General features: G+C 71.4%; 10 protein-coding genes. 3 read left to right on the forward strand and 7 right to left on the reverse strand.

Translation table 11 applies throughout. The features are described from left to right. Positions 1-80: 80 nt before the first annotated feature. From gap to uvrA, 7 genes are all read right to left on the reverse strand, one after another. Positions 81-1,085, reverse strand: coding sequence for a type I glyceraldehyde-3-phosphate dehydrogenase (gap, locus tag OG286_RS12610; protein WP_396320522.1), 1,005 nt, complete (start codon positions 1,083-1,085; stop codon positions 81-83). A 294-nt stretch (positions 1,086-1,379) separates the two neighbouring features. Continuing rightward, positions 1,380-2,360, reverse strand: a complete 981-nt coding sequence (gene whiA / locus OG286_RS12615; protein WP_148642545.1) for a DNA-binding protein WhiA — start codon at positions 2,358-2,360, stop codon at positions 1,380-1,382. Next, the gene (yvcK, locus tag OG286_RS12620) at positions 2,351-3,496 is read right to left on the reverse strand and encodes a uridine diphosphate-N-acetylglucosamine-binding protein YvcK (protein WP_396320523.1); all 1,146 of its coding nucleotides are present in this window, start codon (positions 3,494-3,496) and stop codon (positions 2,351-2,353) included. The genes whiA and yvcK overlap by 10 nt, the downstream gene beginning before the upstream one ends. A 66-nt stretch (positions 3,497-3,562) precedes the next feature. Beyond that, on the reverse strand, positions 3,563-4,468 hold the full coding sequence (gene rapZ, locus OG286_RS12625; protein WP_396320524.1) for an RNase adapter RapZ: 906 nt from the start codon (positions 4,466-4,468) through the stop codon (positions 3,563-3,565). A gap of 124 nt (positions 4,469-4,592) precedes the next feature. Further along, a complete protein-coding gene (gene uvrC / locus OG286_RS12630; RefSeq protein WP_405361602.1) occupies positions 4,593-6,704 on the reverse strand; it encodes an excinuclease ABC subunit UvrC in 2,112 nt (703 codons plus the stop codon). Positions 6,705-6,770: 66 nt separating this feature from the next. Continuing rightward, positions 6,771-7,226 (reverse strand): Rieske (2Fe-2S) protein, encoded by a 456-nt coding sequence (locus OG286_RS12635; RefSeq protein ID WP_396320526.1) that lies wholly within the window; start codon positions 7,224-7,226, stop codon positions 6,771-6,773. Positions 7,227-7,351: 125 nt separating this feature from the next. Continuing rightward, positions 7,352-10,252 (reverse strand): excinuclease ABC subunit UvrA, encoded by a 2,901-nt coding sequence (gene uvrA, locus OG286_RS12640; protein WP_396320527.1) that lies wholly within the window; start codon positions 10,250-10,252, stop codon positions 7,352-7,354. Positions 10,253-10,526: 274 nt separating this feature from the next. Here uvrA and OG286_RS12645 point away from each other — a divergent pair, with 274 nt between their 5' ends. The 3 genes from OG286_RS12645 to OG286_RS12655 all read left to right on the forward strand — a co-directional run bounded on the left by OG286_RS12645 (position 10,527) and on the right by OG286_RS12655 (position 12,755). Next, positions 10,527-11,300 carry a maleylpyruvate isomerase family mycothiol-dependent enzyme gene (locus OG286_RS12645; RefSeq protein WP_396320528.1) on the forward strand — a complete coding sequence of 258 codons (774 nt, stop codon included), beginning with the start codon at positions 10,527-10,529 and terminating at the stop codon, positions 11,298-11,300. Between the two features lie 78 nt (positions 11,301-11,378). Continuing rightward, positions 11,379-12,032: an MBL fold metallo-hydrolase gene (locus OG286_RS12650; RefSeq protein ID WP_396320529.1), complete on the forward strand. Its 654-nt coding sequence runs from the start codon at positions 11,379-11,381 to the stop codon at positions 12,030-12,032. A 216-nt stretch (positions 12,033-12,248) separates the two neighbouring features. After that, complete coding sequence (locus OG286_RS12655; protein WP_405361599.1) at positions 12,249-12,755, forward strand: UTRA domain-containing protein; 507 nt, start codon at positions 12,249-12,251, stop codon at positions 12,753-12,755. Positions 12,756-12,772: the final 17 nt, after the last annotated feature.

The following is a 12,772-nucleotide window of genomic DNA, read 5'->3' on the forward strand; positions in this document are numbered from 1 at the left end:
TGAGGGTGCGCAGACGAGGGCCCGGATGGCGTCGAAGCCTTCCGGGCCCTCCCCCTTACTTCACGTCAGCTCCCGCTGCGTCAGAGCTGCTCACCGACGAGGGTGGTCAGGTTGACGAGGCGGTTCGAGTAGCCCCACTCGTTGTCGTACCAGCCGAAGACCTTGACCTGGTTGCCCTGGACCATGGTCATCAGCGAGTCGAAGATCGTGGAGAACGGCGAGTTCACGATGTCGGAGGAGACGATCGGGTCCTCGGTGTACTGCAGGATGCCCTTGAGCGAGCCCTCGGAGGCCTTCTGGAAGGCCGCGTTGACCTCCTCGACGGTGACGTCGCGCTCCAGGGTGACGACCAGGTCGGTGATCGAGCCGGTCGGGACCGGGACGCGCAGCGAGGTACCGTCCAGCTTGCCCTTCAGCTCCGGCAGCACCAGCGCGGTGGCCTTGGCGGCACCGGTGGAGGTCGGGATGATGTTGAGGGCGGCGGCGCGGGCGCGACGCAGGTCCTTGTGCGGGAAGTCCAGGGTGACCTGGTCGTTGGTGTACGCGTGCACCGTGGTCATCAGACCCTTGACGATGCCGAAGTTCTCGTTCAGCACCTTGGCCAGCGGCGCCACGCAGTTGGTGGTGCAGGAGGCGTTGGAGATGACGGTGTGCTTGGCGGCGTCGTACTTGTCGTCGTTGACGCCCATCACGATGGTGACGTCCTCGTCGGTGGCGGGCGCCGAGATGATGACCTTCTTGGCGCCGGCGGTGACGTGCTTCTTGGCCGCATCGGCCTTGGTGAAGATGCCGGTGGACTCGATGACGATGTCCACGCCCAGCTCGCCCCAGGGCAGGTTGGCCGGGTCACGCTCGGCGATGACCTTGAAGGTCTTGCCGTCGACGGTGATGCTGCTCTCGGTGTGCGAGACCTCGCCGGGGAAGGTGCCCAGGATGGAGTCGTACTTGAGAAGGTGCGCCAGGGTCTTGGTGTCGGTCAGGTCATTGACACCGACGATCTCGATGTCCGCGCCTTGGGCCTTGACCGCACGGAAGAAGTTGCGGCCGATGCGGCCGAATCCGTTGATGCCTACCCGGATCGTCACGAACCGATCTCCTCGTTAGGTACGCCGGAACTATGCCGACGGGGTGGAATTTGGGATGTCCCCGACCGCCTATGACCCTACCCCTCCGAGGCCTGAGAGGGCACATCAGCCCGGGTCGGACGCCTTGGCGTGGCGTGTCAAGAGCTCACGAACAGGCCTTCTCCCCTTGCCGTCGCGAGAGTTGCTCCAGGCCTGAGGAGCACGTTGTCAACCCCTGTTCGCTGGCGTCCGAACACAGAGCGGCCGGTGTCCGGAATCCGGACACCGGCCGCTCGTACTCACGGACCGTGATCGCTAGTTGAGCGCCATCTCGTCGGTCAGATTGGCCTCGGTGCTCGGCAGGCCCAGCTCCGAGGCGCGCTTGTCGGCCATCGCCAGCAGCCGGCGGATCCGGCCGGCGACCGCGTCCTTCGTCAGCGGCGGGTCGGCCAGCGCGCCCAGTTCCTCCAGCGAGGCCTGCTTGTGCTGCATCCGCAGCTGCCCCGCGGCGGCCAGGTGCTCGGGCACCTCCTCGCCGAGGATCTCCAGCGCGCGCTGCACCCGGGCGCCGGCTGCCACCGCGGCGCGGGCCGAGCGGCGCAGGTTGGCGTCGTCGAAGTTGGCCAGGCGGTTGGCGGTGGCCCGCACCTCACGCCGCATCCGGCGCTCCTCCCAGGCCAGCACCGACTCGTGGGCGCCGAGCCGGGTCAGCAGCGCGCCGATGGCGTCGCCGTCGCGGATCACCACCCGGTCCACGCCGCGCACCTCGCGGGCCTTGGCCGGGATGCCGAGCCGGCGGGCGGCACCGACCAGCGCGAGGGCGGCCTCGGAGCCGGGGCAGGTGATCTCCAGGGAGGAGGAACGGCCGGGCTCGGTGAGCGAGCCGTGCGCCAGGAACGCCCCGCGCCACGCCGCCTCGGCGTCGCAGGTGGCGCCGGAGACGACGGCCGGGGGCAGGCCCCGGATCGGCCGACCGCGGCCGTCCACGAGACCGGTCTGGCGGGCCAGCAGCTCGCCGTCCTTGACCACCCGGACCACGTAGCGGCTGCCGCGGCGCAGGCCGCCGGGCGCCATCACGACGAGGTCCGAGGAGTGTCCGAAGATCTCCAGCAGGTCCTTGCGCAGACGGCGCGCCGCCGCGCCGGTGTCCAGCTCCGCCTCGATCACGATGCGGCCGCTCACGATGTGCAGCCCGCCCGCGAAACGCAGGATCGCCGAGACCTCCGCCTTGCGGCAGCAGGCCCGGGTGACCGGGAGCCGGCTGATTTCGTCCTTCACCGCTGGAGTCATCGCCATGGCCCGATCCTTCCATGTGTCCGGAAAATCCGGTCGTACGCGGCTGCCAAGAGCTCCGGGTCGTGTCGCGGCGTGCCGTCGGTACGGGCGACCCGCCCGAGCACCAGGGCTGCGCCCATCCGCTCGGCGGCCTTCTCCAGGCCGGCCAGGTCCGCCTGGCCGAAGGCGCCGCCGGTGACGGCGCGCTCGTCCACCAGGATCGCATCCACCGCAAGGGCGGGGGCGTGGTCGGCGATGACCTCCAGGTGACGCTGCGGGGTGAAGCCCTCCGTCTCGCCGGGCTGGGGGGCGAGGTTCAGGGTGAGCAGACGGCGCGCGCGGGTCTCGGTGAGCGCCTGGGCCAGCTCGGGCACCAGCAGGTGCGGCAGCACGCTGGTGAACCAGGAGCCGGGGCCGAGCACCACCCAGTCCGCCTCGCGGACGGCGGTGACGGCCTCCGGGACGGCCGGCGGCTCGTCCGGCAGCAGCCGGACCGACTCCACGGTGCCCGGCGTCACGGCCACGCTGGCCTGGCCACGGACGGCGGAGACCGCGCCGGGGTGGGCCGGGTCGTGGCCGCGGACTATCGCCTCGATGTCCAGCGGCACCGCCGACATCGGCAGCACCCGGCCCTGGACGTTCAGCAGCCGGCCCACCCAGTCCAGGGCGGCCACCGGATCCCCGAGCTTCTCCCAGAGCGCGACGATCAGCAGGTTGCCGACGGCGTGGCCGCCCAGCCCCCCGGTGCCGGTGAAGCGCTGCTGGATCACCTCGGACCAGGTGCGGCCCCAGTCGTCGTCGCCGCAGAGCGCGGCCAGCGCCTTGCGGAGGTCCCCCGGGGGCAGCACCCCGAGTTCCTCGCGCAGCCGGCCGCTCGAGCCGCCGTCGTCGGCCACTGTGACCACGGCGGTGAGGTCGGTGGTGAGCCGGCGCAGGGCGGAGAGCGAGGCGGAGAGCCCCTGGCCTCCGCCGAGGGCCGTGATCCTGGGCGCCTGGTTGGACCGGGGGGCCTGGCTCGTGCGGGCGGGGCCGGGGCGGGCCGGGCTGGTCCGGGCCTGCCCGGTCCGGGACCGGACGGGGGTCGCGGCGCGCGCCGGGCCCCCCGTCCGGTCGGCGGTCTTGTTCTGGAGCTGCCGCCCGGGCACGTATCCCGTCACACCTACCTCGCGTTCCTCTTGCCCGCCGCCGGCCCTCCGCCGGCGGCCCCGGCAGGGGCGCGGCGGCTACTCCCGTCCCATGTCACGGTGGACGAGCACGGTTTCCACTCCGTCCGCGATGAGACGCTTCGTCAGGCGCTCGGACATCGCGACGCTGCGGTGCTTGCCACCGGTGCAGCCTACGGCAAGCGTCATGTAGCGCTTCCCCTCGCGGCGGTACCCCTCGGTCACGATCCGCAGCAGCTCGGTGTAGCCGTTGAGGAACTCGTTGGCGCCGGGCTGCTGGAACACGTAGTCGGCGACGTCGGCGTCGGTGCCGGTGCGGGCGCGCAACTCGGGGACCCAGTGCGGGTTGGGCAGGAAGCGACAGTCCACCACGAGGTCGGCGTCGACCGGCAGGCCGTACTTGAAGCCGAAGGACATCACGGTGGCGCGCAGCTCGGGCTCGTCGTGGTCGGCGAACTGGGCGTCGAGCTTGGCGCGCAGCTGGTGCACGTTGAGGTTGGAGGTGTCGATCACCAGGTCGGCCTCGCCGCGCAGCTCGCGCAGCAGGTCGCGCTCCTGGGCGATGCCGTCGACGATCCGGCCGTCGGCCTGGAGCGGGTGCGGGCGGCGGACGCTCTCGAAGCGGCGGACCAGGGCGTCGTCGGAGGAGTCCAGGAAGACGACGCGCAGCCGGACGCCGCGCTTCTCCAGCTCGTCCAGCGAGGTGAGCAGGTCGTCGAAGAACTGCCGGCCGCGGACGTCCACCACGGCACCGATCCGCGCCACGTTGCCCTGGGAGCGGGCGCCGAGGTCGACCATGGTCGGGATGAGGGCCGGCGGCAGGTTGTCCACCACGAACCAGCCGAGGTCCTCCAGGCACTTGGCCGCGGTGGAGCGGCCTGCTCCGGACATGCCGGAGATGATCACCAGTTCCGGGGCGTTCTCTCCCCCAGCCTCCGGCCGGGTGGTACCCCCATGGTCGGACATGGTCACTTCGCTTCCCCGCTCTCGATGGTTCTGCTGAGGAGAACGCGCGTCGCGCGGGTACGCTTCCCCGGCTCACTCGGGCGAGTGAGCGCGGGGCGCGCCGGCTGACGGGCGGCGTCGGCCGTCATGGCGTCTCCTGGGACGGTGCGGTCTGGGGCGCTGCGGCGGCCGCTGGGCCGGCCGCGTCGGCGCTGTCATCGATGATCTCGCCGGTGGCGGTGTTCACAGCCGGTGCCGCGGGTGTACGGGACGACAACGCTGCCGCAACAGTCTCCGCCGTCCGGCGTCCGATGCCGGGGACGGCGCAGAGTTCGTCGACCGTGGCCGCACGGAGCTTTTTCAGCGAGCCGAAGTGCTTGAGCAGCGCCTGGCGGCGAGTCTCGCCGAGGCCGGGGACGGAGTCCAGCTCCCCTGCGGTGAGTCGTTTGGAACGCTTGTTGCGCTGGTAGGTGATGGCGAAGCGGTGCGCCTCGTCGCGGACCCGCTGGAGCAGGTAGAGGCCTTCGCTGCTGCGCGGCAGGACCACCGGGTCGTCCTCGCCGGGCAGCCAGACCTCCTCCAGGCGCTTGGCCAGGCCGCAGAGGGCGACGTCGTCGATGCCCAGCTCGTCCAGGGCGCGCCTGGCGGCCGCGACCTGCGGCTGGCCGCCGTCGACGACCAACAGCTGTGGCGGGTAGGCGAAGCGGCGGGGGCGGCCCGTGTCCGGGTCGATCGGACCGGCGGGGATCTCGGAGCCGCCCTCGGCGGGGGTCTCCGGGGCGCCGTCGGCGGCGGGCGCGGCGCCCGGGTCGTCGGCCTCGGGGACGGCCCACTCCCCCGTCTCCTCGCGCTCCTGGAGGTAACGGCGGAACCGCCGGCTGATCACCTCGTGCATCGAGCGGACGTCGTCCTGGCCTTCGAATCCCTTGATCTGGAAGCGACGGTACTCGCTCTTGCGGGCCAGGCCGTCCTCGAAGACCACCATCGAGGCGACCACGTCCTCGCCCTGGAGGTGCGAGATGTCGAAGCACTCGATGCGCAGCGGCACGGAGTCCAGCTCCAGCGCGTCGGCGATCTCCTGGAGGGCGCGGCTGCGGGTGGTGAGGTCGGAGGCACGCTTGGTCTTGTGCAACGCCAGCGCCTGCTGGGCGTTGCGCTGCACGGTGGCCATCAGGTCCTTCTTGTCGCCGCGCTGCGGGATGCGAAGGTCCACCTGGGCGCCGCGCAGGCTGCTCAGCCACTCCTTCACCGGCTCGGCCGGCTCGGGCAGCGCGGGCACCAGCACCTCGCGCGGGACGGACTCGTTCCGCTCGTCCCCCCTGGTGCTGCCGTAGAGCTGCTGGAGGGCGTGCTCGACCAGGCCCGCGGTGTCCACGTCCTCGACCTTGTCGGTGACCCAGCCGCGCTGGCCGCGGACCCGGCCGCCGCGGACGTGGAAGATCTGGACGGCGGCCTCCAGCTCGTCCTCGGCGAGGGCGAGCAGGTCGGCGTCGGTGGCGTCGGCGAGCACGATGGCGTTCTTCTCCATCGCGCGCTTGAGCGCCCCGATGTCGTCGCGCAGCCGGGCCGCCTTCTCGTACTCCATCTCCGCGGCGGCCTCCTGCATCTGCTCTTCCAGCCGGCGCAGGTAGTTGCCGGTGCGGCCGGCCATGAAGTCGCAGAAGTCCTCGGCGAGCGCCCGGTGTTCGTCGGCCGAGACCTTGCCGACGCAGGGCGCGGCGCACTTGCCGATGTAGCCGAGCAGACAGGGCCGGCCGACCTGGCGGGCGCGCTTGAAGACGCCGTTGGAGCAGGTGCGCACGGGGAAGACGCGCAGCAGCAGGTCGACCGTCTCGCGGATCGCCCAGGCGTGCCCGTACGGGCCGAAGTAGCGCACGCCCTTCTTGTGCGCCCCGCGCATCACCTGGACCCGCGGGTACTCCTCGTCGAGGGTGACCGCCAGCTCCGGATAGCTCTTGTCGTCGCGGTACTTGACGTTGAAGCGGGGGTCGAACTCCTTGATCCAGGAGTACTCCAGCTGGAGCGCCTCGACCTCGGTGGCGACCACCGTCCACTCCACCGAGGCCGCAGTGGTCACCATCGTCGCGGTACGCGGGTGCAGCCCGGCGAGGTCCTGGAAGTAGGACGACAGCCGGGGGCGCAGGCTCTTGGCCTTGCCGACGTAGATGACCCGGCCGTGGGCGTCGCGGAACTTGTAGACACCCGGCGAGGTCGGGATCGCGCCCGGCGCCGGGCGGTAGGTGGACGGGTCAGCCATGGGTCCACCGTACCGAGTCGGGCCGGGCCTGCGGAGGGGAGATCAACTGGGCGGAGATCAACTGCTTCAGCTCGGGGTCACCTTGAGGTTGCCGCCCTCGACCGCCACCGTGTACTGGGGCAGCGGGGTGGGGGCGGGGCCGTCCAGCACCGCGCCGTCGGTGATGCCGAACATGCTGCCGTGGCAGGGGCATTGGATCTTCTGGTTCTTGACCTGGTCGACGATGCAGCCGGCGTGGGTGCACTTGGCGCTGAACGCCTTGTACTGGCCCTCGGCCGGCTGGGTCACCACGATCTTCTGATCGCGGTAGACGGTGCCGCCGCCGACCGGCACGGCGGAGGCCGGGCCGACGTCCACCGGGGTCTTGGCGGAGGAGGAGCCGGACGAGCCGGAGGAGGACGAACAGCCGGAAACCGCCAGGGCGCCGCCGCCGGCGGCGAGCACGGCCGCGGCCCCGCAGAGCAGGGTGCGGCGGGAGGTGGCGGGGCTCTCGGCCTGCGGGCTCTCGGGGGCCTCGGACATGGGTTCGCTCCTGGTCTGGCGGCGGGCTCGGCTGCTGCGGTCGCCGGGAAGTCTATGCGGCCCCCACCGGCCGCCCCCTGGGGCGGGGGCGGCCGGTGAGGGCTCGCGCGGTGCTGCTCCGGGGGCTACTTCTTCGCGGCGGCCCGCTTGCGCGGGGCCTTGACCGCGACCGGGGCGTCGGTGAACTCGCCCGGGAGGATGTCCCGCAGGAACTTGCCGGTGTGGCTCTCCGGGACGGCCGCGATCTGCTCCGGGGTGCCCTCGGCGACCACCATGCCGCCGCCGGAGCCGCCCTCGGGGCCCATGTCGACGATCCAGTCGGCGGTCTTGATCACATCGAGGTTGTGCTCGATGACGATCACCGTGTTGCCCTTCTCCACCAGGCCGGAGAGCACCTTGATCAGCTTGCTGATGTCCTCGAAGTGCAGACCGGTGGTGGGCTCGTCCAGCACGTAGACCGTCCGCCCGGTGGAGCGCTTCTGCAGCTCGGAGGCGAGCTTGACGCGCTGCGCCTCGCCGCCGGAGAGCGTCGGCGCGGACTGGCCGAGCCGGACGTAGCCGAGGCCGACGTCGTTGAGCGTCCTCAGGTGGCGGGCGATCGCCGGGACGGCCTCGAAGAAGTGCAGCGCCTCCTCGATCGGCATGTCCAGCACCTCGGCGATGGACTTGCCCTTGTAGTGGACCTCCAGCGTCTCCCGGTTGTACCGGGCGCCGTGGCAGACCTCGCACGGCACGTAGACGTCGGGCAGGAAGTTCATCTCGATCTTGATGGTGCCGTCACCGGAGCAGTTCTCGCAGCGGCCGCCCTTGACGTTGAACGAGAACCGGCCGGGCAGGTAGCCGCGGACCTTGGCCTCCTGCGTCTCCGCGAAGAGCCGCCGGACGTGGTCGAACACACCGGTGTAGGTGGCCGGATTGGAGCGCGGGGTGCGGCCGATCGGCGACTGGTCGACGTGCACCACCTTGTCCACCAGGTCGGTGCCGGTGATCCGGGTGTGCCTGCCCGGCACGCTGCGGGCGCCGTTCAGCTCCCGGGCGAGGTGGGTGTACAGGATGTCGTTGACCAGCGTCGACTTGCCGGAGCCGGAGACGCCGGTGATCGCGGTGAAGGTGCCGAGCGGGAAGCCGACCGTGACGTCCTTGAGGTTGTGCTCGCGGGCGCCGTGGACGGTCAGCTGGCGCTTCTTGTCCCGGTCGCGGCGGGCGGCCGGAATCGGGATGGACCTCTTGCCGGAGAGGTACTGGCCGGTCAGCGACTCCTTGTTGCCGAGCAGCTGCTTCAGCGAACCGGAGTGCACCACCTTGCCGCCGTGCTCGCCGGCGCCGGGCCCGATGTCGACCACCCAGTCGGCCATCTTGATGGTGTCCTCGTCGTGCTCGACGACGATCAGGGTGTTGCCGATGTCCCGCAGCCGGACGAGGGTCTCGATCAGGCGGTGGTTGTCGCGCTGGTGCAGGCCGATGGAGGGCTCGTCCAGCACGTAGAGCACGCCGACCAGGCCGGAGCCGATCTGGGTGGCGAGCCGGATCCGCTGGGCCTCGCCGCCGGAGAGGGTGCCGGCCGCGCGGTTGAGCGAGAGGTAGTCCAGGCCGACGTCGACCAGGAAGCGCAGCCGCTCGTTGACCTCCTTGAGGACGCGCTCGGCGATCTGCTTGTCCCGGGCGTTGAGCTTCATCGCGCCGAGGAAGTCCGAGCAGTCGCTGATCGACATCGCCGAGACGTCCGCGATCGACCGGCCCTCGACGGTGACGGCGAGTACCACCGGCTTGAGCCGGGTGCCCTCGCACGTCGGACAGGGCACCTCGCGCATGTAGCCCTCGAAGCGCTCGCGGCTGGAGTCGCTCTCCGCCTCGGTGTGGCGGCGCTGGATGAACGGGACGGCGCCCTCGAAGCCCGTGGTGTACGAGCGGTCCCGCCCGTAGCGGTTGCGGTAGCGCACCTCGACCTGGTGCTTGTGCCCGTACAGCAGCGCCTTCTTGGCACGCGCCGGCAGCCCGGCCCAGGGGATGTCGGTACGGAAGCCCAGCTCGCCGGCGAGGGCGTCGATCAACCGCTGGAAGTACTCCTTGGTGTGGCCGCCGGACCACGGGTGGATGGCACCCTCGTCCAGCGACTTCTCGTCGTCGGGGACGACCAGCTCCGGGTCCACCTCCATCCGGTTGCCCAGGCCCGAACAGTCCGGGCAGGCGCCGAACGGCGAGTTGAACGAGAACGAGCGCGGCTCCAGCTCCTCGAACGACACGTCGTCGTACGGGCAGTAGAGGTGCTCGGAGTACATCCGCTCGCGCTCCGGATCCCCCTCCGGGAGGTCGACGAAGTCGAGCACGACCATGCCGCCGCTCAGCCGCAGGGCCGTCTCCACCGAGTCGGTCAGGCGGCGCTTGGCGCTCTCCTTGACGGTGAGGCGGTCGATCACCACCTCGACGGTGTGCTTCTCCTGCTTCTTGAGCTTGGGCGGCTCGGCGAGCTGGATCGTCTCGCCGTCCACCCGGGCGCGGGCGTAGCCCTTGGACTGGAGGTCGGCGAAGAGGTCGGCGAACTCGCCCTTGCGCTCGCGCACCACCGGGCTGAGCACCTGGAACCGGGTGCCCTCGGTGAGCTCCAGCACCTTGTCCACGATGGCCTGCGGGGACTGCTTGGCGATCGGGCGGCCGCAGTGCGGGCAGTGCGGCTTGCCGATCCGGGCGAACAGCAGGCGCAGGTAGTCGTAGACCTCGGTGATGGTGCCGACGGTCGAGCGCGGGTTGCGGTTGGTGGACTTCTGGTCGATCGAGACGGCCGGGGAGAGGCCCTCGATGAAGTCGACGTCGGGCTTGTCCATCTGCCCGAGGAACTGGCGGGCGTAGGAGGACAGCGACTCGACGTACCGGCGCTGCCCCTCGGCGAAGATCGTGTCGAAGGCCAGCGAGGACTTGCCGGACCCGGAGAGGCCCGTGAAGACGATGAGGGAGTCGCGGGGCAGGTCGAGCGAGACGTTCTTGAGGTTGTGCTCGCGAGCACCGCGGACGATGAGGCGGTCGGCCACTGCTTCTGGCGCCTTTCTCCGGGGCGAGATGGCTGGTGAAAGTGATGCGTACTTCTTCCAGGATGCGGCAGCCAGCCTACTAGCTCACGCGTTCGATTATCGAGCTTGTCCAGCCCGGTCCACCCGAACGAGTGAAGCGCTCATGGGACGCGGACCCCGGCAGTTCGAGAAAAGCCCTGCTCAGCCATGACATCGGCGATAGCGTCAACCTCGTCAACGAGCGAGGGCCTGCCCGGGCAACGCTCGCAGGACCGTCCACCGGAGGCCGCACCCGATGACCACCCCCCAGACCGCCACCGCCGCCGCCGCGCTCGCCCACGAGCGGCTGCGCCTGGTCGTCCAGAGCACCGGGCACCTGCTGCACGGCGTCTCCGGACTCAAGCCGGAGGCCGTCGCCGAGCCCTCCGCCCTGCCCGGCTGGACCAGGGGCCACGTCCTGGCCCACGTGGCCCGCAACGCCGACTCCCTGGTCAACCTGCTGAACGGCGCCCGCACCGGCACCGACATCCCGCAGTACGCCAGCAACGAGGCCCGCGACCAGGACATCGAGGCCGGCGCGCCGCGCCCGCTGGACGTCCAGCTCGACGACCTGCGCGCCTCGGCCGAGCGGTTCGCCGCGGCCGCCGCTCTGCTGCCCGACGAGGCCTGGACGGCCACACTGCGGCACCGCAGCGGTTACACCTTCCCCGCGCACGACCTCCCCTGGAAGCGGCTGATGGAGGTCGAGTACCACCACGTCGACCTGGACGCCGGCTACACCCCCGCGCACTGGCCCGAAGCGTTCGCGGTGGCCGAGTTCCGCCGCCTGGCGGAGAAGCTGGCCGGCGCCGAGGGCCTGCCCGCGATCGAGCTGGTCGCCGACGACACCGAGGACCGGGCCGGGATCGGCGCCGGGGGCACCGCGGAACTCACCGCCGAGGGCCCCGTGCGGGCGCTCACCGCCTGGCTCTCCGGCCGCTCCGACGGCGACGGCCTCCAGGTCCACCGGGGCGGCGTCCAGCTCGCCGACGGCCGCGCCGCGCTGCCCCCGCTTCCCCCGCTGGGCTGACGGCGGGACGATGCTGTCAGGGCAGGACTGCGAGGACTCGCCCCCAGGCAATCCATCCACGATTCGAGGAGCGGACGGATGACGTACCACGGAGCGGTCAAGGTCGGCGGACCGCCGGACGTGCGCGAGCTGGCCCATCTGATCATCACGAAGGTGGCCGTCGGGCCGTACGACAACAACGCCTACCTGCTGCGCTGCCGGGCCACCGACGAGCAGTTGCTGATCGACGCCGCCGCCGACGCGCCGGTGCTGCTGGAGACCGTCGGCGAGGACCTGGCCACCGTGGTCACCACGCACCGCCACCACGACCACTGGGGCGCGCTCGCCGAGGTGGTCGCGGCCACCGGCGCCCGCACCGCGGCCGGCGTGCACGACGCCGAGGGCATCGACGTCCCCACCGAGGTGCTGCTGGCGGACGGCGACACCCTGCGGGTCGGCCAGGTGGAGCTGACCGTCCGGCACCTGGTCGGTCACACGCCGGGCGCGATCGTGCTGGTCTACGACGACCCCCAGGGCCACCAGCACGTCTTCACCGGCGACTGCCTCTTCCCCGGCGGCGTGGGCAACACCTGGGGCGACGAGGCGGCCTTCGAGAGCCTCTTCCGGGACGTCAACGAGAAGATCTTCGACGTCCTGCCGGACGAGGCCTGGGTCTACCCCGGCCACGGCAACGACACCACCCTCGGCGCCGAGCGCCCGCACCTCCAGGAGTGGCGCGAGCGCGGCTGGTGACTTCCGCTCCCCGCCCCTGAGCTTGTTGGAGGGGCGGGGATTCCTACCACGGTCATCCGACCGTCTCGGTGGGTTCCTGCTTCGACGCGCTGCGCCGGGAGGGCCCCGGTCTTACCTGCGCTCCACAGGCTGTCACCGCCAGTCCGGCGGCCTTGGCGACGTTGACCATACGTCAGGTCCCAGGAGCCGCCGGCCGTTCTCGTGCGGCGACAGCGCGTGGCAGCCGGCGAGGGATCACCAACGGAGGCCGCCTTCGCTCGACAGGGTGTCGTCGGCACCTGGCGCCACGAGTCACAGCCTCAGGCCGCCGACACCCGGATCGCGGCCCGGCTGGAAATCCAGCCCGGCGACCCGGTCGTGCATACCAATTACGTCTACCTGGCCGACGGCGAGCCGGCTCAACTGGCCGAAAGTCGGGAGCCGATGGCCGCCACGGGCGGCAGCCTGGTCGTCCTGCCGGAGGCCGGTCCGCACGCGGGCATCGGCGTCGCCGACCGGATGGCGCTCATCGGCATCGAGGTCGGGGTGCCGGTCGAGCGGGTCACTGCCCGCCAGGCCAGTCGATCCGAGGCACAGACTCTCGGCGTTGCGCCCGCCGCCCCTGTGATGGCGATCGAGCGCACCTACTACGACCATGGCACCAGCCGCCCAGTCGAGACCGCCGACATCGTGCGTCTCGGCTCGCGCCGGGTGGCCGAGTACGGTCGGCGCCCACAGAGCTGAGCCCCGCCGCCGGACGG

The organism is Kitasatospora sp. NBC_00039, assembly GCF_045160625.1.
Classification (GTDB): Bacteria; Actinomycetota; Actinomycetes; order Streptomycetales; family Streptomycetaceae; genus Kitasatospora.